At 39.7% G+C, this 18,948-nt stretch carries 18 protein-coding genes; 17 read left to right on the top strand and 1 reads right to left on the bottom strand.

The annotated features are described in order from the left end of the window. Positions 1–15: 15 nt before the first annotated feature. The 16 genes from EHE21_RS10995 to EHE21_RS10920 all read left to right on the top strand — a co-directional run bounded on the left by EHE21_RS10995 (position 16) and on the right by EHE21_RS10920 (position 17,749). Positions 16–846, top strand: a complete 831-nt coding sequence (locus EHE21_RS10995) for a hypothetical protein (protein ID WP_194950696.1) — start codon at positions 16–18, stop codon at positions 844–846. Further along, entirely contained in the window at positions 843–1,406 is a 564-nt protein-coding gene (locus EHE21_RS10990) for a terminase small subunit (protein WP_080047821.1), read from the top strand. Before EHE21_RS10995 ends, EHE21_RS10990 begins: the two co-directional genes overlap by 4 nt. Continuing rightward, entirely contained in the window at positions 1,406–2,890 is a 1,485-nt protein-coding gene (locus tag EHE21_RS10985; RefSeq protein ID WP_194950695.1) for a terminase, read from the top strand. Before EHE21_RS10990 ends, EHE21_RS10985 begins: the two co-directional genes overlap by 1 nt. Before the next feature lie 184 nt (positions 2,891–3,074). Continuing rightward, on the top strand, positions 3,075–3,287 hold the full coding sequence (locus tag EHE21_RS10980; protein WP_004243356.1) for a hypothetical protein: 213 nt from the start codon (positions 3,075–3,077) through the stop codon (positions 3,285–3,287). Positions 3,288–3,296: 9 nt separating this feature from the next. Then, on the top strand, positions 3,297–4,961 hold the full coding sequence (locus EHE21_RS10975) for a portal protein (RefSeq protein WP_194950694.1): 1,665 nt from the start codon (positions 3,297–3,299) through the stop codon (positions 4,959–4,961). Further along, the gene (locus tag EHE21_RS10970; RefSeq protein ID WP_194950693.1) at positions 4,958–5,272 is read left to right on the top strand and encodes a hypothetical protein; all 315 of its coding nucleotides are present in this window, start codon (positions 4,958–4,960) and stop codon (positions 5,270–5,272) included. Before EHE21_RS10975 ends, EHE21_RS10970 begins: the two co-directional genes overlap by 4 nt. A gap of 17 nt (positions 5,273–5,289) precedes the next feature. After that, positions 5,290–5,967, top strand: coding sequence for a peptidase (locus tag EHE21_RS10965; RefSeq protein WP_194950692.1), 678 nt, complete (start codon positions 5,290–5,292; stop codon positions 5,965–5,967). Positions 5,968–5,982: 15 nt separating this feature from the next. Then, the gene (locus EHE21_RS10960) at positions 5,983–6,963 is read left to right on the top strand and encodes a major capsid protein (RefSeq protein WP_004243350.1); all 981 of its coding nucleotides are present in this window, start codon (positions 5,983–5,985) and stop codon (positions 6,961–6,963) included. 58 nt (positions 6,964–7,021) lie between these two features. Then, positions 7,022–7,453: a Bbp16 family capsid cement protein gene (locus tag EHE21_RS10955; protein WP_194950691.1), complete on the top strand. Its 432-nt coding sequence runs from the start codon at positions 7,022–7,024 to the stop codon at positions 7,451–7,453. An 8-nt stretch (positions 7,454–7,461) separates the two neighbouring features. Further along, positions 7,462–7,803, top strand: a complete 342-nt coding sequence (locus EHE21_RS10950) for a hypothetical protein (protein WP_194950690.1) — start codon at positions 7,462–7,464, stop codon at positions 7,801–7,803. Positions 7,804–7,855: 52 nt separating this feature from the next. Further along, on the top strand, positions 7,856–8,461 hold the full coding sequence (locus EHE21_RS10945; protein WP_194950689.1) for a hypothetical protein: 606 nt from the start codon (positions 7,856–7,858) through the stop codon (positions 8,459–8,461). Further along, a complete protein-coding gene (locus EHE21_RS10940) occupies positions 8,461–10,923 on the top strand; it encodes a hypothetical protein (protein ID WP_194950688.1) in 2,463 nt (820 codons plus the stop codon). Before EHE21_RS10945 ends, EHE21_RS10940 begins: the two co-directional genes overlap by 1 nt. Position 10,924: 1 nt before the next feature. Further along, complete coding sequence (locus EHE21_RS10935; RefSeq protein ID WP_228766669.1) at positions 10,925–11,395, top strand: hypothetical protein; 471 nt, start codon at positions 10,925–10,927, stop codon at positions 11,393–11,395. Continuing rightward, positions 11,395–11,943 (top strand): hypothetical protein, encoded by a 549-nt coding sequence (locus EHE21_RS10930; RefSeq protein ID WP_004243338.1) that lies wholly within the window; start codon positions 11,395–11,397, stop codon positions 11,941–11,943. The genes EHE21_RS10935 and EHE21_RS10930 overlap by 1 nt, the downstream gene beginning before the upstream one ends. A 2-nt stretch (positions 11,944–11,945) precedes the next feature. Next, complete coding sequence (locus EHE21_RS10925; protein ID WP_194950686.1) at positions 11,946–14,801, top strand: hypothetical protein; 2,856 nt, start codon at positions 11,946–11,948, stop codon at positions 14,799–14,801. A 242-nt stretch (positions 14,802–15,043) separates the two neighbouring features. After that, a complete protein-coding gene (locus tag EHE21_RS10920) occupies positions 15,044–17,749 on the top strand; it encodes a hypothetical protein (protein WP_228766668.1) in 2,706 nt (901 codons plus the stop codon). A 30-nt stretch (positions 17,750–17,779) separates the two neighbouring features. Here EHE21_RS10920 and EHE21_RS10915 read toward each other — a convergent pair whose 3' ends face one another. Continuing rightward, positions 17,780–18,271, bottom strand: a complete 492-nt coding sequence (locus tag EHE21_RS10915) for a hypothetical protein (RefSeq protein WP_194950684.1) — start codon at positions 18,269–18,271, stop codon at positions 17,780–17,782. Positions 18,272–18,390: 119 nt separating this feature from the next. Here EHE21_RS10915 and EHE21_RS10910 point away from each other — a divergent pair, with 119 nt between their 5' ends. Continuing rightward, on the top strand, positions 18,391–18,933 hold the full coding sequence (locus tag EHE21_RS10910; protein ID WP_194950683.1) for a hypothetical protein: 543 nt from the start codon (positions 18,391–18,393) through the stop codon (positions 18,931–18,933). Positions 18,934–18,948: the final 15 nt, after the last annotated feature.

Genomic DNA, 18,948 nt, shown 5'->3' with positions numbered 1-18,948 from the left:
CTGGATGTGACTACTATGAGTAGCGATATTGATTGGGCAATCATTATTGCTATTATCTCACTGTGTTTCACTACAGTTATTGGTGTTATATCTATTTTTTATACTCGGGCATCACTTAGAACAACGCAAGAATCAATAGAGAAATCAGAAAAATCAACGATAGAATCTAATAATATAGCCAATAATACATTTAGAGAGATAGGTAAAATTACCGAGGTATCAGTAAGCCAGTTTGAAACTAAAATTAAAAATGAAATGAAAATCAAACTGGAGAATAAGAATAATACCATATTGGCGGTTAGAGATATAGCAAGTAATGTGGCTTTCAATCTACTTCAGCAATTATATTATATAACTGATTTATATGAAAAAAATGAAATGATTCACAGCGTGAATATAGAGAAATCAAAAGAAGGAAATTGGAAAACTGTAGTGTTTAATAGTAAGGACGGAACTGAAGTTTATACTATTCATAGACCTGAGATGCCAGAAATGTTTAATTATTCAGTATTAATTGAGGCGTCTAAAGTTGATAAGACTTTAACTGATTTATTGTTTGACTTAAATATGCAAATCTACGCCTTAAGAGATGTTATGAATAGTATTGTTTCTATTATAAAAAAGGATGATGTTGATGAATTAAAAGAAATGGTTACCACATTGTTAATTGCAAAACCTACTCAAGAAATAATACCATTATCGCTACATATAATTGATTCGTTAGATCTTGAAATGAAGAATAATTATAAATTTGGGTATCTCCGTGTAAAAAATGAGGTTCATAAATTTTATACGCGAGACAATGGTGGATTTTTTGTGAGCAATGTTAGTGGATCATCATTATGACTATCAAAAGACCAAGAAAGAAACCTGCACGACAGCCAACGCCTATCAACGACAAGATGGAACGTTTCTGTCAGGAATATATCAAATCCCCCGATAATCAAACTGATGCTGCAATCTCTGCTGGATATGCTTCTGGCAGTGCTTGCAAGCGCGCATCACAGCTAATGGCTGATCCCCGTATTCAAGAGCGTATCGCACAACTTATGCAACAGCGTAATAAGCGCACCAAGATGAGTGCTGACAATGTTCTCAAGCGCTTGGTCGATATGCTTGATGCGGATATTGCTGATATTCTCAATGAGAAAGGCGATATTAAACCAATATCTGAATGGTCACCTATTTGGCGTAAAAGTGTTGCTGCATTCGATATCATTGATATTGACGGTGATACACGCATTAAAAAAGTAAAGTTACTGGATAAAATCAAGGTGCTTGAACTGATTGGTAAGCATGTTGATATCAATGCTTTTAGAGACAGAGTACAGGTCGATGTAAATGTATCATTGGCTGATAAGTTGGCATCTGCTCGTAAACGTGCTCAGCAAGGGAGCGTTGAGTAATGTCAGAAGCTTTACAGAAGTCACCAGAAGAACAACTCATAGAAGATATCGCATCATTTACGCATGATCCATTAGGTTATGCGTATTACGCGTTTCCGTGGGGTGAAGCTGGTGGAGAGCTTGAAGAATACAATGGTCCTCGTCAGTGGCAAGCCGAAGCATTAAATGAAATCGGTGAACATCTACGCAATCCAAAGACACGCCACCAGCCATTGTTACTTGCTCGTGCTTCTGGTCACGGTATCGGTAAATCGGCATTTATTTCAATGATCATCAAGTGGGGTATGGATACCTGCGAAGATTGTAAGGTCGTCGTCACTGCCAACACTGAAAATCAGCTACGCACTAAAACGTGGCCAGAAATAGCGAAGTGGCAACGTCTATCACTTACCAATAATTGGTTTACTTGCACTAAGACAGCTATCTATTCAAACGATCCTAATCATGCTAATGCTTGGCGTGCTGATGCGGTACCTTGGTCAGAGAACAACACGGAGGCATTTGCAGGGCTTCACAACAAAGGCAAGCGTATTATCCTCGTGTTTGATGAAGCGTCTAACATTGCTGATCTGGTATGGGAAGTTGCAGAAGGGGCGTTAACGGATGAAGGTACCGAAATCATTTGGATAGCATTTGGTAACCCAACCCGTAACACAGGGCGCTTTCGTGAGTGCTTTCGTAAGTTTAAACATCGTTGGAACACCAAGCAGATTGATAGCCGTACCGTTGAAGGTAGCAACAAAGAGCAGATTAAAAATTGGGAAGAGGACTACGGCGAAGATAGCGACTTCTTTAAAGTTCGTGTTCGTGGTGTGTTCCCGTCAGCATCAGAACTACAGTTTATTCCAACAGGTTTAACCGATGAAGCCATGAAACGCATTGTCACACAAGCTGAAGTTGCTCATGCGCCCGTAATTATTGGTGTTGACCCTGCCTATTCTGGTATTGATGATGCAGTCATTTATCTACGCCAAGGTTTATTTAGTAAGTGCTTGTGGACGGGCTTTAAAACAACTGACGATGTTGTTATGGCAAAGCGTATTGCTGACTTTGAAGATCAATACAAGGCTGACGCTGTTCATATCGACTTTGGGTATGGTACCGGCATTCACTCTATTGGAACAAGTTGGGGACGCGTGTGGCGTTTAGTTAAGTTTGGTGGTGCATCAACAGATCCACAAATGCTGAACAAACGCGGTGAAATGCATAACAGCGTTAAGACATGGTTAAAAATTGGTGGGGCTATTGATGATCAGGAAACCGCAGATGATTTGTCATGTGGTGAATACAAGGTTCGTGTTATCGATAGCAAGATTGTACTAGAAGATAAAACAGAAATTAAAAAGCGTCTTGGTCGTTCACCGGGTAAAGGTGATGCACTAGCACTGACGTTCGCGTATCCAGTCACCAAAATAGATAGAAATTACTCCTCACCTCATTCTGGCGTTAATGTCAGCAATTCAGATTACGATCCATTCGCATAAAAAAAGCCCTCTGGAGTAGAGGGCAAACAGTCCTAAGGTAAAGCACGCTGTCGTGGTAACAATACCGAGAAAAAATGCAGTGGCATTGCATAACCAAAGTGGTAGTTATAATTTTCAATATTGTCAAATAACATGTATTATTAATTTAATATGCAATATTGGTTAATTATAAAGGTGTGTCGATATGTGTAATCCATTTGGCAATACTCCAAAAATTACAACTCCTCCTGCTGTTCAGGCAGCACCTCAAGAACAAGATGCGGCAGTAACGGGTAGTCGTGATGATGAAATGCGTCGTCGCCGTGCAGCCGCAGGTCGTAAGTCTACGTTACTAACAGGTGCGCAGGGTGCGACAAGTTCAGCATCCACCAGCGGTAAAACCTTACTTGGTCAATAAGGGGTGACTATGTCAACGCCATTGAAACAACAGCTACTGCAACAACTTAATCAGTTGGATACAGAGCGTAGCTCATTTGAACCGCATTGGCGTGAATTGTCAGATTTCACTCGTCCTCGTAGTACGCGTTTTACTGCGTCTGATGTTAATCGAGGTGATCGCCGTAATAGTAAGATCATTGACCCTACGGCATCTTTAGCTTCATCGGTGCTTTCCAGTGGCATGATGTCAGGCATTACAAGTCCTGCTCGTCCTTGGTTTCGTTTAGCGACACCTGATCCTGATTTAATGGATTATGGCCCTGTAAAACTTTGGCTAGAAACCACAGAACAACGCATGAACGAAGTGTTCAATCGTTCTAATCTCTATCAGTCATTACCGTTGATGTATGGTGATTTAGGTACTTTCGGCACTGCTGCAATGGCGGTTGTTGAAGATAGTCAGCGTATTATTCGTACCGTTCATTTCCCCCTTGGCAGTTATTACATTGCGAATAGCCCGAGCCTGAGTGTTGATGTTTGTTATCGCAAATTTACGATGACCGTTCGCCAGTTGGTAATGGAGTTCGGGATTGATAGCGTTAGCGACACTGTTAAATCAATGTGGAATTCAAGCCAGTACAGCCAATGGGTTGAAGTGGTTCATGCCGTATATCCAAACCTTGAACGACAATCAGGAAAGTTAGAGGCGAAGCACAAGCCTTTTAAATCCGTTTATCTTGAAGTGGCGGGTGATCACGAGAAAGTGTTACGTGAGTCTGGCTATGATGAATTTCCTATTATGGCGCCACGTTGGGAAGTGAATGGTGAAGATGTTTACGGCTCATCTTGTCCTGGTATGTTGGCGTTAGGTGGCACTAAAGCACTTCAATTAATGCAAAAACGTAAAGCGCAGATGATTGATAAGCTGACCAACCCACCTTTACAAGTACCAGCCTCATTAAAAAACCAACGGGTAAATACCATACCCGGAGGCATTAACTATCTTGATGAGGCCAATCCTACTAATAAAATTCAAACGATTTTTGATGTTCAACCCGTAGCATTGAAAGCACTACTTGAAGATGTTCAAGATACCCGTCAACTGATTGATACAGCTTACTTTGTCGATTTATTCCGCATGATGCAAATGGTGAATACGCGCTCTATGCCGATTGAAGCCGTTGTTGAGATGCGAGAAGAGAAGCTATTGCAATTAGGGCCTGTTCTGCAACGCCTTGATTCTGAGTTACTCGACAAGCTGATTAATCGCACTTTCTCAATCTTGGTAAACAAAAACTTACTTCCCGTTGCGCCTGATGAAATGCAAGGAATGGATCTAAAGGTTGAGTACATTTCTGTAATGGCTCAGGCACAGAAATCGATTGGCGTTGGCAGTATCGAACGCTTTGCTGGCTTTGTTGGCAATCTGGCAAGAGTTAAACCAGAAGCTCTCGACAAGCTTAATGCTGATGATGCTATTGATAATTATGCGTCGGCTATTGGTGTTTCTCCAACAATCGTTGCAACCAATGAGCAGGTACAAGCCATACGTCAACAACGACAAACACAGCAACAACAAATGGCACAGATGCAAATGGCACAGTCTGCTATTGATGGTGCTAAAACGCTCAGTGATACCAATCTTGATAATGATAGTGCCTTGTCAGTTATGGCTGGTGGAGGTGCTCAATGACACATCCATTTGATGCGTATGAAGACGAGAGAATTGCTCGCACTGAATACGATATTCAACAAAAAAATAGGCAAGAGAAAGAAGAACAGCAGCTAAAAGAAGTTATGTCCACAGAGGCTGGGCGTGCTGTTATTTGGCGTTTGATTTCTGACTCTGGCGTATTTCGTAGCTCTTTTTCTAACGATCCCTATGCAACTGCCTTTAGAGAAGGCGAGCGTAACTATGGGTTAAAAGTTTTCAATCAATTACACCAAGTTTGCCCTGAGCTTTATGCGCAAATGGCAAATGAAGCAGCTACACCAAGCGTTTAACAACGGGAGAAACAGTCATGAATTTATGGCAGAAACTAATCATGCGTCGCTTGTATAACGAGCAACACAGCGAGGGAGGTGAAGGCGGTGGCGGTACAGCAACAGAACCTACTCAAGAAACATCAGCAACAGATAAAAATGAGCCACCAGCAAACAGTGCTGATCCTAATAAAAGCACTGAAAAAGAGAATGGTGGAGAGCGAGGCAAGCCGGCTGATAAGAAAAATGATGCCAATAAATCAGATGTAGGTGCGCCTGAAAAGTATGAATTTAAAGCACCAGAAGAAGGTCAAGAGCTTGATAAAGGTGCATTGGAAGTCTTTGAGCCTATTGCTCGTGAGCTGAATTTAAACAACGAACAAGCGCAAAAACTGGTTGATGTTTATGGTTCTAAAATCATGCCAGCGATTAATAAGCAACTTGCTGAAGGTTGGCAAAAACAGACAGAGCAATGGGCTGAAACTGTTAAAGCAGATAAAGAGCTTGGTTCCGCTGAATCTATCGGTGCGGCACAAAAAGCAATGGATAAGTTTGGTTCACCTGAGCTGAAACAGTATTTAGAAGAGTCAGGACTAGGTAACCATCCTGAGCTTATTCGTATCTTTGCCAGTGTTGGCAAAGCAATGTCAGAGGACGGTCTTGTCACTGGCAACAGTAACGGCAGTAAAAGTGCTGCTGATGTTTTATTTGGATAACAAAGAGGAAATAACATGCCTGCTTTAACTCTCGTTGATTGGGCTAAACGACAAGGCCCTGACAGCAAGCAAGCGAAGATCGTCGAATTGCTGAATCAGTCTAATGAAATCCTTGATGATATGGTTTTCGTTGAAGGTAACTTACCAACGGGTCACCGTACAACCGTTCGTACTGGTTTACCATCTGCAACATGGCGCTTACTTAACTATGGTGTACCACCAAGCAAATCAACCACAGCACAGGTTACTGATGCGATTGGTATGCTTGAAACCTATTCTGAAGTTGATAAAGACCTTGCTAATTTGAACGGGCAAAAGAATGAATTTCTATTGTCTGAATCAATTGCATTCTTAGAGTCAATGAACCAGCAAATGGCTGAAACAGTTATTTATGGTGATGCTACGGTTCATCCTCAGCGCTTTACGGGTTTAGCTGCACGCTTTAACGATATGAAAGCAAAGAATGCAGTCAACATCATTGATGCTGGTGGTACTGGCAGTAACTTAACTTCTGTGTGGTTAGTCGTATGGGGTGAAAACACTGTTCACGGTATTTTCCCTAAAGGTTCTAAAGCAGGTTTAGAACAAAACCATTTAGGTGAAGTTACTTTAGAAGATGAGAACAAAGGTAAATACCAAGGCTTTCGTACTCACTTCCAATGGAAAAATGGTATCTCAGTTCGTGACTGGCGTTATGTTGTCCGTATCGCCAATATTGATTTATCCAAAATTGGTAAAGATCCAGAAAAAGCGGACACACTCGATTTACCAGACTTGTTTATTCAAGCAATTGAGAAGATCCCTAACCTCTCTATGGGGCGTCCTGTTTTTTATTGTAACCAGCAAATTCGTAGCTGGATGCGTCGTCAAATTAAAAACAGCAAAAACGTCAATATTTCCATGGCAGAAGTTGCCGGTAAGAAAGTTGTTTCATTCGATGAAATTCCTGTTCGCCGTGTTGATGCCATCTTAACGACTGAAGATCAGGTGAAATAAGTTATTGCGGTGTCGTTTAACGGCTCCGCTAACTTTCATTTATTTGGAGATAGTCAAAATGATTTTAGATAAAGAAACGCTTTTTTCACTGGATCAGGCGGTTACTGCATCTGCTGTAAGTAAGCAAATTATCGACTTAACGCCAGTGCATGGTGCATTTCGTGATATCGGTATTGGTGAGCCATTAGAGCTGTTTGAACAAGTGACTGAACAGGCTAAAGCAGCAGGTGAAGCGACTGTTCAAATCAAGTTAGAAACCGCTACAGACGATAAATTCTCTGATGCTAAATCTATCTTTGAATCTGTTGCTATACCAATTGCCGATTTAAATGCAGGTAAACGTATTGTGGCGAAAGTACCTCAAGGCGTTCTGAAGTATCTGCGCCTGCAATATGTTGTTGCAGAAGGGCCATTAACAGCGGGTAAGTTCACTGCGGGTATCAACCTAACTGTTGATGCTCATCCTATTTACGATGCTGCAACTCAATAAGGTGTGACATGTCACGATATAAGGTTTTAAAAAAATCATTTATCGCTGGGCGTCTACTTGAAATCGGTGAAGAGGTTGAGTACGACGGTATAGCTGGCAATAACTTAGCGTTAATTGGTGGCGCTGATGCTCGACTTAATACTCATAGTGTGGCTGATGGGGCTGGTGATAATACTGGTGAAGGCATAAGTAATATTGCTGTAAGCGGTTCAGGTGTGGCAATTGATTCAAGCCTTGATGCGCTTCGTGAGCAATATACCCAGCTATTTGGTAAAGCACCTCATCACAATATGGGCGCAGATAAAATGCGCACCGCAATAGATGAAAAGCGGAAAGAACTTGGGGTTTAACCCCCGATGATAAAGGGGGGCGAAAGCCCCTTTTTTATTGGAGATAAATGATATGGCCTCAGAAATTGAAATTTGCAATATTGCATTAAGTCGCATTGGTAATAGTCGTTCAATTAATAGCATGACTGAAGCCAGCAAAGAAGCCGTTCAATGCAACCTTCATTATGCGCAATGCCGTGATAGTGTATTGGCCGATTTTCCTTGGAACTTTGCAACTAAAAAGGTGGCATTAGCCAATACAAATAATCCTCCACCTAATTGGGCGTATGCCTATCGCTATCCTAATGATTGTCTAAAAGCCATTGGTATTGTCGAACCTCATCAAAAGTACCGTAGACCAGATACAGCAATCCATTTTCATGTTGGTTCAGATGAAAACGGGACTGGTCGATTAATTTTTACTGATCATCCAAGTGCATGGCTTGAATATGTTGCACGTATTACTGACGTCAATATGTTTGATGCGTTATTTAAAGATGCGCTTGCATGGCGTTTAGCGGCTGAATTGGCTCGTCCATTGGCATCAAATGCGGGTATTGGTGGTGAGGCATTACAAATTTACCAAGGTGTTATTAAAAGTGCGGCAGCACATTCATTAAGTGAGTCAGCAGAGCCAACTGATTATATTGATGAATTCACACTAGCGAGGTTGTCATAATGCCATTTAGTCTTATTCAACCTAGTTTTTCAGGCGGTGAAATTGCACCAAGCCTATATGGTCGTGTTGATCTTGCGAAGTATTCAACTGCACTGCGCAAGTGCCATAACTTTATTGTTCGTCAATATGGTGGCGTTGAGAATAGACCAGGCACACGATTTATTGCTGAAACAAAGTATCAAAATAAGAAGTCTCGCCTTATTCCTTTCCAATTCAGCACCGTACAAACCTATGCGTTAGAGTTTGGTGATCGTTATATTCGCGTATTTAAAGATGGTGGGCAGGTTCTCTATGCTGATGGTGAACATAAAGGCGAAGTGTTTGAATTAGCGACACTTTATAAAGAAGCTGATTTATTTGATTTGAAGTATACGCAATCAGCAGATGTTATGACGATTGTTCATACTGATTATCCACCAATGGAGTTACAGCGTTACGATCATGATGATTGGAAGTTAGTCTCCGTTGAAACCAAGAACGGTCCCTTTGAAGATATCAATACCGATAAGGCAATGAAAGTTTATGCCAGTGCAAGCACGGGGCAAATTACGTTAACGTCTACGCATGATATTTTTGGTACCGAGCAAATAGGTAAGCAGTTCTATTTAGAGCAACGTGATATTGATGCGGTTCCTGTATGGGAAACAGATAAAACAACCAACCTTAATGATCAACGCCGTGCTGACAGTAACTACTATCGTGCCAATAGTGGCGGTAAAACAGGAACACTAAGACCGTCTCATACTGAAGGAATGAGCTGGGATGGTTGGGGTGGTGATACAGGGATCCAGTGGGAATATTTGCATAGTGGTTTTGGTATCGTAAAAATTGAAACTGTTAGTGAAGATGGCAAAACAGCCACAGGAAAGGTGATCTCTTATATTCCATCCAATGCCGTTGGTGAAGATAATGCAAGCCATAAATGGGCGCGTGCAGTGTGGAATAATGTTGATGGTTATCCAAGCACCGTTGTTTATTATCAACAACGTTTATTCTTTGCCGGATCTCGTGCCTACCCACAAACGATATGGGCCAGTCGTAGCGGTGACTATAAAGACTTTGGGCGCAACAATCCTATTCAAGATGATGATCGCATTATCTACACGTATGCAGGTCGTCAAGTTAATGAAATTCGCCATTTGATTGATGTCGGTTCGCTGGTGGCATTGACCTCAGGCGGTGAATATCAAATCACAGGCGATCAGAACAAAGTACTTACACCTTCCAGTTTTTCAATGTCATCACAAGGTGCTAACGGCTCAAGTGATTTACCTCCAATCTCTGTTGCGAATATTGCGCTTTATATACAAGAGAAAGGTAGTGCCGTGCGTGATTTATCGTACTCCTTTGATGTGGATGGGTATCAAGGCACTGACTTAACTATGTTGGCAAATCACCTATTTCAACGTCACCGCATTGTTGATTGGTCATTTACTACGGTTCCATATTCTATTGCATGGTGCATACGTGACGATGGGTTAATGTTGGCTTTAACCTATTTACGAGAACAACAAGTTTTTGCATGGGCGCCACAATCGACAGAAGGGAAATTTGAGTCCACATGTTCCATCAGTGAAGGCAATGAAGATTCAGCTTATTTTATTGTTCAGCGCACAGTAAACGGTAAACAGGTTCGGTATGTAGAACGATTAGCCAGCCGTTTATTTACTCGTACAGAAGATGCTTTCTTTGTGGATTCTGGCTTAAGTTATGACGGTAGAAATACTGATATATCAAAAACAGCAACCATCACTGGTGGAGCGGGTGAGTGGAACTATCAAGAAAACTATCCATTAGTGATTTCAGGTGATCCTGTCTTTAGTGCTTCTGATATTGGTAGTGCCGTCAATATTCCTTATTTTGAAGATAATGAACATAAAGAGCTTCGCTGTAAGATTGTTCAGTATGTATCTGAAAATCAAGTGGTTATTTCTGCTAATCGCAATATTCCACCAGTATTACAAAATACGCCCACTACTGAATGGAGCATAGCCCGCTATCGCTTTGCTGGCTTAAATCATCTTGAAGGTAAGACAGTTAATATTCTTTCCGATGCTAATGTTTCACCGCAGGCCATTGTCACCAATGGTACAGTGGAAATTGATACGCCATCAGCCGTAGTACATATCGGATTACCTATTACCAGCGAATTAGAAACGCTTGATATCCATATCAATGGGCAAGAAACATTACTTGATAAGAAGAAGCTTATTAAGGTTGCCAGCTTAATTGTAAATAGTAGTCGGGGTATTTGGGCCGGTACTGAAAAAGAACGGCTATATGAGTATCCTCAACGTCAATTCGAGTTTTACGACAATCCTGTTGATGATGCCACAGGCATTGTTGAAATTAATTTAGATGCAGATTGGAGCAAAAACGGACGTGTCTTTATTAGACAGGTTGATCCTTTACCGTTAGCGGTGCTCTCTGTTATTCCGCGTATTGATGCTGGTGGTTTCTAATATGAAAAAACATCATGTACAAATCATTCCTGCTACTCATGAACATATTGTTCGTTTATTACCACATGTAAGACAAGCTGATGTTGATGAGTTCTACGCTATGTCAATGCAAACACCTGAGCAGGTATTACGACATGGCTTATCTGTTTCTACTAAAGCCTATGCCGGCATTATTAATAATGAGGTGGTGACTATTTTTGGTGTTGCTTCTGGCTCATTACTGACTGGCTTAGGTGTTCCTTGGTTGGTGGGTTCTAACTTATTAGAGCAACATCAGAAAACCTTTCTACGGCGCTGTAAACCCATCTTAAAACAGATGTTAGGGCAATACCCAACACTGATGAATTATGTCGATGAACGTAATCATATTGCTAAGGCGTGGCTCCATTGGTTGGGGTTTCAGATTGAAGAAGCAAAGCCAGCAGGTTTACTTCAGTTACCTTTCCATCGTTTTACATTGAGGGCTAAATAATGTGTGAACCAACAACATTAGCGGCTGCAGTGATTGGTACTTCTGCGTTGCAAGCATACGGACAATATACCGATGGTAAATTTCAAGCATCAGTGGCTAATCAAAACGCCAAAATTAATGAAGATGCTGCACTTGATGCAATTAATAAAGGAAACGCTCAGGCACAAGAACAGCGTAGACGTACTCGCCAATTAGCCGGCACACAGGCGGCAACAATGTCAGCCAGTGGCATTGATTTAAGTACTGCGGGTGCTTTAGATATTTTGGGTGATACTGCCGCAATGGGTGAGCTTGATGCGTTAACTATGGTAAATAACGCTTCTCGTGAAGCGTATGGCTATCGTATGCAAGCTGAGAATGATCGCCTTAATGCAAAAATGGCAAGACGTTCAGGCAACATGGGCGCAATGACAACGTTATTAACAGCTCCTATTCAAGCTTATGGCGCGTATCAGTTGGCTGGTGGTACATGGAGTCCGTTCGGTGGTGGTGGCTCAGGTGCTGCGAAAGCGGGTAAGACATTTGCTAAAGCACCAAAAGGATTTTAATCATGCCCAAGGTTCCTACATACGATAATAGAACGGTTATGCCTGAGCAGTTACCAAATAATGGGTTTTCTGTTCAATCATCACCTGATGCTTTTGGCGCTGGATTTGGTCGTGTTGGTGAGCAATATGTCGGTTTATTTGCAGAAGCAAAACAAAGAGCCAATGTTGCACTAGCGCAAGATGCATTATTGCAACTCCAAGACCATGCAGATGATCTGTTTAATAATCCTCAAACGGGTTTATACACGAAGCAAGGTAAAAATGCAGTTGGTCAATCTGATGAAATAATTTTCAATATAGAATCAAAAGGGCAAGAGTTAATGTCACAATTGCCTGAAGGTTCACAAGAAGATTTTCTTAAACAATTTAATGTGATTAAAAGACAGTATGCTAATCAGACTAAATCTTATGAATTAAAAGAAGTTCAATCATTTGAAACTAGTCGGAATGATGGGATTGTCGCTGGCTATGCAAAAAATGCTTCTGATAGTTTCAATAATCCTCAAGCTTTTATTAGTTTTATGACATTGGGGCAACATAGTATTGTTGAATTCAATCGTGCTCGTGGTATTAGCGAGGAAGAAATTTCAGCAAAAGTAGATAATTTTAACAATCAAGTTGCTTGGACTGCTGCACAGAATGCAATGGCAACTGATGCTATGGGAACATTTAATGTAATAGGTGAACCATCAGATATTGGTGGTGTTATTCGTGTTCCAAGTAATACATCAAATAGTTCTTCTGATCCTGATGATAGAAATGGAAGAAATAATAATCCGGGTAATATCAGAGTTTCTGATAACAAATGGGAAGGGCAAATAGGAGATGATGGTGAATTTGTTCGTTTTGCCACACCAGAGCATGGTGTACGTGCTTTAGGTAAAAATCTACTTACTTATCGCAATAACGGTATTGTTACGATAAACCAGATAATTAGCCGTTATGCGCCAGAAAAAGATGGCAATAAAACAGATAAATATATTGCTTTCGTCTCAGATAAATTAGGTGTTGATCCGAATATACCGATTGATGTTAGCAATATCGAAACGTTGAAGAATATCACAACAGCTATTATGCAAATGGAAGGAAAGCATAGTGTTACAGACGATCAAGTAAACACAGGTCTTCAAGCTGCACTAGGGTTTACTAGGTTACCACAACCAGAGGCGTCACAATACCAAACGCAAAGTAGGCAAATTACTAATACTAATAGCCCATGGTGGAATCTACTAACACCTATGCAGCAATACCGAATCAGAAAACAAGGTGAAGCTGCGCAAAGTGAAAGAAGAAAGCAGTATTCTGATGAAATATCTTTAATTAATAAAAATATTTATGCTGCTACAGATGAAGGGTTGCAGCCTACAAATGTTCCTAGTGAAGCTGCTTATACCAGAGCGTATGGGGAATATAAAGGTCTTAAAGCCTATGCGGAAGTGCAAGAACAATTGAAATATGGAAGCATAATTGCTGCAGCAAGAGAGGTTAGCCCTGATAGCCGCTCTGATATTTTAGAACAGAATAGACCTAAAGACCCTAACGCTCCTAACTTTGCTGCTCAACAGCAGAGATATGAAAAGATGCGTATTAAGTTCAATGAGTTTGATAAAGCATGGGAGGCTAATCAAGGTGCTCAAATGGTTTCAAATGCAATTAATTATGGCATTCCTCTTGATCCAAGTAGCAAAAGTAATAAAGCAGCCACCGATAGTTATTATGCATCTCATTTTGCTAACCTTAATTTAAGCAATGAAGAACAGGTAACAGGTGTTCTTAAGCTAGTTGGAAATACAGGGATTATTCCTACGCAATTATTATCCCATCTTAACGCTGCCGCTGTTACCCAAGATGCAAAAACAGTGTTGCCTGCCGCTGACTTTGTTAGTCGATTATATGAAACAAACCCAACAGCAATAACAGGTATGTCAAAAGAAAAGCAGGCATTTTATTTACAAGTAAATCAACTTAGAAGCGTAGGTGTAGATGATACAAAATCTGTAGAACATGCTTATAACTTAACATATAAACAAACAGATGATGTAAAAGAGCAGTTATCAAAAGATCAATCTTCTACTGATTATAAAAATAATCGATTGAAGTCAGCAAAAGGCTTTGTGAGTGATCTAGGGCAGATTTTTCGTATTGATCCATCTGCTACTGATAAGACTAATGAAGCAGCCTTATTTAGAAATGATTATGAATCTTTATATGACCTTAATTATCGAATTGCTGGTGGTAATGATGAAATCACCAAAAAGATGACCAATCAGCAAATATCAAGAAAATGGTCTATCACTGAAATAAACGGCAAAGCAGAATTAATGAAATATGCCCCAGAAGCATTATATAAAGGAGGGCCTGATGGATGGCAAGCAAAACAATGGGAAGAGGAGAAATGGAAATTAAAATATGGTGAAGAGCGTAAAAGCAATCAAGATATAGGATTCAGAGTAAATAACACAACAGGAGGAATTGATACTTCAGAGAATAAACCTAAACCCATAGTTGATGGTGAAATTATCTTAGTTGTCGATCATCTCACACCTAGGAATGGTGATTACGCCATATTTATTTCCAAAGAAGATAAGAATGGAATACCAACTTTACAGCCTTATCATGATGAATCAGGTTCTAAAATAAGATATAAGCCTGAATTAGAGAGTTATAAGCCATATCAAGATTTACTTGCAGAAGCCGCTGAATATGAAATTAAGCAAGATGCTAAAGGTCAAGCAAGGAGAGCATTCTATGATCGTCATGATGAGTTTGATAAGCAGTATGAACAAGCTCATGAACAACGTATTGAAAGGCAGAAAGAGCAATTAAGTAGCTATTTTTCTTGGGGAGGTAATGAATAATGCCAATTTATCCAGAAACAGAAGGACCTGCTAATAACTTTACGCTTCCATATACTAAAGGCTGGGATACGCCGTATGAAGTTGGAATTAACCCAAAACCTCAAGAAGAAGGCCCGTCAGTGATGGGCGCTGCATTTAGGAAGTATAATATACTTTCAGGGTTATTTAATCCTGCGCCTGATTTTGAAAGAGAGGATGATTATAACCCTTACAATGATCCTAATGAGTTAGATGGTTACAGAATGTGGGCTACAAAATTCGCAGACTCACGTTCTCCTCAAGAAACAGCATGGATAAAACAACAAATAGATAATGAAAATCAGGATAGACAGCATTTAGCTGAATCAGGTTGGCAAGGTACTCTAGCTTCTTTCACTGCGGGGTTATTGGATCCTATAACACTAGGAAGCCTGTTGATTCCAGGTGCGCAAGGAGGGCTTATTGCAAAAGCATCTACTACCGCAGCAACGGTTGGTCTAAGCACTGCAGCTAGTGAGTTTATATTACATCAGCAACAATACACTAGAACATTTGAAGAAAGCGTAATACATACAACTGCAGGTGCTATTTTGGGCGGTATGGTTGGTAGTGCTGGTCACTTGATAAGCGCAGAGGTAAAAAAGAGAGCTACTAATGAAATTAGTAACTCATTGGCTCAATCGCTCTCTGGTGGTAGTGTTGGCGCTCAAAGGGTAGCAGAAACAACATTAGCTCAAGAAGCAATGAAAGGACCGAATTGGGCTAATTCTGTCATGAAAATGACACCGATCGGGCGTTTAATGGATTCACCAGCCGTTACCTCTCGTAGAACAGCTCAGTTATTAGCTGAAAATAATTTCACAACAGCAAAGAATCTTGAAGGAATTGCGACACCTGCAGCTGTTGAAACTAAAATTAGAATGTGGTCACGTAATGAAGCTGCAGTCATTATAACTACCAATAGTGGCTATGCTAAATATCGTGCTGCTGGTGGAACAGGCAGACGTTTTAATTTTGCTGTTGAAGTGACAAAAGCAATGCGTAGAAATGATACAAGTGCAAACCCTGTTGTTCAGGAAACAGCTCGTGCACTGCGACCGGCTTTAGATAATGTGAGGGCTGAATTACAAGCTGTGGGTCTTTTACCAAGTGATTTAAAGCTTGTAGGTGGCATGAGCTACTTTCCTCGCTTGTATCGTGTAGGTGAAATACTTTCTAGACGAAGCGAATTTAAAAAAATATTAACGGACTACTGGTCAAGAAGCGAAAAGGCAGTTTTGGAAGACTTGGAAGTTGCTGCTGATGAAGTAATTAACAAAATTACTGGAGCCATGAGACCACAAGACTATGCCAATGCTTTTTCAGTTAAGCTACCTGGCTCAACTAAATCTCGAACTTTAGCGATACCTGATGAATTAATTGAAGAATTTTTGGAGAATGATGTCCGCTATGTTTTGCAACATCATATACGAGATGCTGCTCCTAATGTTGAGTTAACGCGTGCTTTTGGTGAATCTTCGATGGAGCGAACAATACGCAGCATCGAGGATGAATATGACGAACTCATGAAAGGTAATCCTTCGGTACTAAGAAAAGAACTTGAAACTAAATATGCTGATAAGAAAAATAACATGTCAGAAAAGGAGTATTTTAAATTTATTAATCAAGAGCTTGATGCAGCACAAAAAGAAGCTATTCAAGCGCTAGAAAAATCAGGTGAAATTAGACGCTTAAGTAAGTTGAAGCTACGTGATGTAGAAGACATCATGGCGATGAGAGATAGGGCTTTAGGTGTCTATAAACGTCCTGATAACCCTTCAAATGCATTTATTCGAGCTGGTAATGTTCTGCGTAATCTCAACTTCTTAACTATGCTTGGTGGGATGACTGTTTCAGCAATCCCTGATGTTGCTCGTGCCGTTATGGTCAATGGCTTTAGTAAAACATTTAACGTTTATGGTAAATGGTTATCTCGTAGTGATGTGTGGAAAGCTGGTAAGGAAGAGCTAAGAAAAATGGGCGTTGGTCTAGATGTATACTTATCAGACCGTAGTCGAGCAATAGCTGATTTGACAGATGGATATGCTCAACGTAGTGCCTTAGAGTCTGGTTTAGATTATATGACTGGTAAATTTGGAAATTTGACTCTAATGAATCAATGGAACTCTTTCCATAAGACAATAAATGGTATAAATACTGCGGATATTATTCTAGGGTCTCAGGCTTCTAATGCTAGGCTAGCCAAGCTAGGTATTGATGAAGGCATGCTGGGCCGTATTCAACAACAATTTGCTAAACATGGTGAAACAGTTGATGGACTGCGTATAGGTAATAGCAGTAAATGGGATGATCCTGTTGTTCGCGGTGCTTTTGAATCTGCCGTCATGAAAGACGTTAATAATACAGTTATAACTCCTGGTATTGGTGATACTCCATTATGGTCTAGTGGTCTGTTTGGAAAACATATATTCCAATTTAAATCGTTTATTTTTGGCTCATTTAATCGTGCAACAATAAGCGGAATACAGGCTGGAGATGCTCATTTTTATTACGGAATGGCTCTGCAAATTATGCTAGGTTCATTAACTTATGCGATTAAAAATACATTAGCTGGCAGGGATATCGATTGGTCACCCGAGAAACTTATTATTGAGGGTGTTGATCGCTCAGGTATATTAGGTCCATTAATGGAATTTAATAACATATTAGAGAAAGCCAGTGAAGGAACGGTTGGATTAGGTCCTATGATAGGAACAGGAACGCAATCACGCTATGCTAGTAGAGGCGTATTGAGTTCGATTGCTGGCCCTACATTTGGTACATTAGAAAACTTACGTGAGATATCGAGTGGCATTCTAAGTGGTAACTTTGATGATGGCCCGATCAGAGCAGCAAGACAAATAATACCAGGGCAGAATCTGCCTTACTTTACTCCGATACTTAATAAAGTTGAAGAAAATCTGAAATAAATTTATTAGAAAGCCGATATGTATCGGCTTTTATATACAATTTAATGGGGATATACCAAATCCAAAAATAAGCGTTTCACCTGATTTATCATAATAATTAAGTATTATATTTTTATTTTTCTCTCTTGCGGTTATGAATGGATACAGTGTTGAGTCTGGAAATAGAGGTTCACCATTTAGTTTTTTACAATACATTTCACGTAATGAATCCTTCATTAAGGAAGGTTTGTTAGCGATAAACTCTAAAAAATTAGTTGTTTCATCATGAGTAAACATTTTTAGTTTAATATTTAATTCTATTTTAGAATCATCACTATAAGCGATGAAAACATCGTAATTGTTATTCGGTTTTTCATCTTCTGGAAGTGGTATTACATATTCCTTAAAGAAATTAGCATTTGAATCAGTTAGAAAGATGCTTTCATCCTTTTTTATCTGTTCCCAGCCCATGTTTACAAGTGGGTAGCTAATTGCGCCTAATGCAAATACAAGTGAGTAAATTAAAAATTTTTTTGTTTTCATTTAGATTGACCCATGTAGTTTTTACACCACAATGTTAACCCATTTTTACTCAAACTATTACCTTTCCAAAACTTGTTTTATTTGTCACCATTATTGAATCAGGTTGAGGAGCAGATGAAATGAAAATAATACAATTAATTCTATGCTTGTTGTTAACAATGCCAATATATACGTTTGCATATGAAAAAGGCGAGCTATATGAAGTAAACGAACTAGGATGGGAAGTCGCAAGAACACCTGTTGCAGATTTATATGTATGTAAGCAATGTTCATCAATAGTTGAAGTCCAAATATCTTATGGACAGAAAATTGAAGGTAGTGATTTTTTTAAATCAAATACTGAATTTATTCAAGCTATGAAGACCCCGTCTGTTGCTGAAAAATTTATAAAAATAATGATAAAAGGAAGTGCACCAAAAATAGTTGATAGTGATATTGTTATGGTTAAAATAAATCCTAATTCACTAATAAATGGAAATAACTTTCTGAATTATTCTTTTTTTGTTAAAAATAAAATGCAATACCCTATTTTTGAAAATACTTATACTGGAATTTTCAATGGGAGAATATTAAGAATTAGTGCTAATTACTTGCTAGGAAAAGCCAGTGAAACAGATTTAGAGATATTGGAAAAATTTATATCTTCATTTAAACCAATTTAACAAAAGCACCAGCCT

This window comes from Proteus sp. GOKU (assembly GCF_015475555.1).
Classification (GTDB): Bacteria; Pseudomonadota; Gammaproteobacteria; order Enterobacterales; family Enterobacteriaceae; genus Proteus; species Proteus mirabilis_B.
This window is presented reverse-complemented; position numbering and strand designations above follow the sequence as displayed.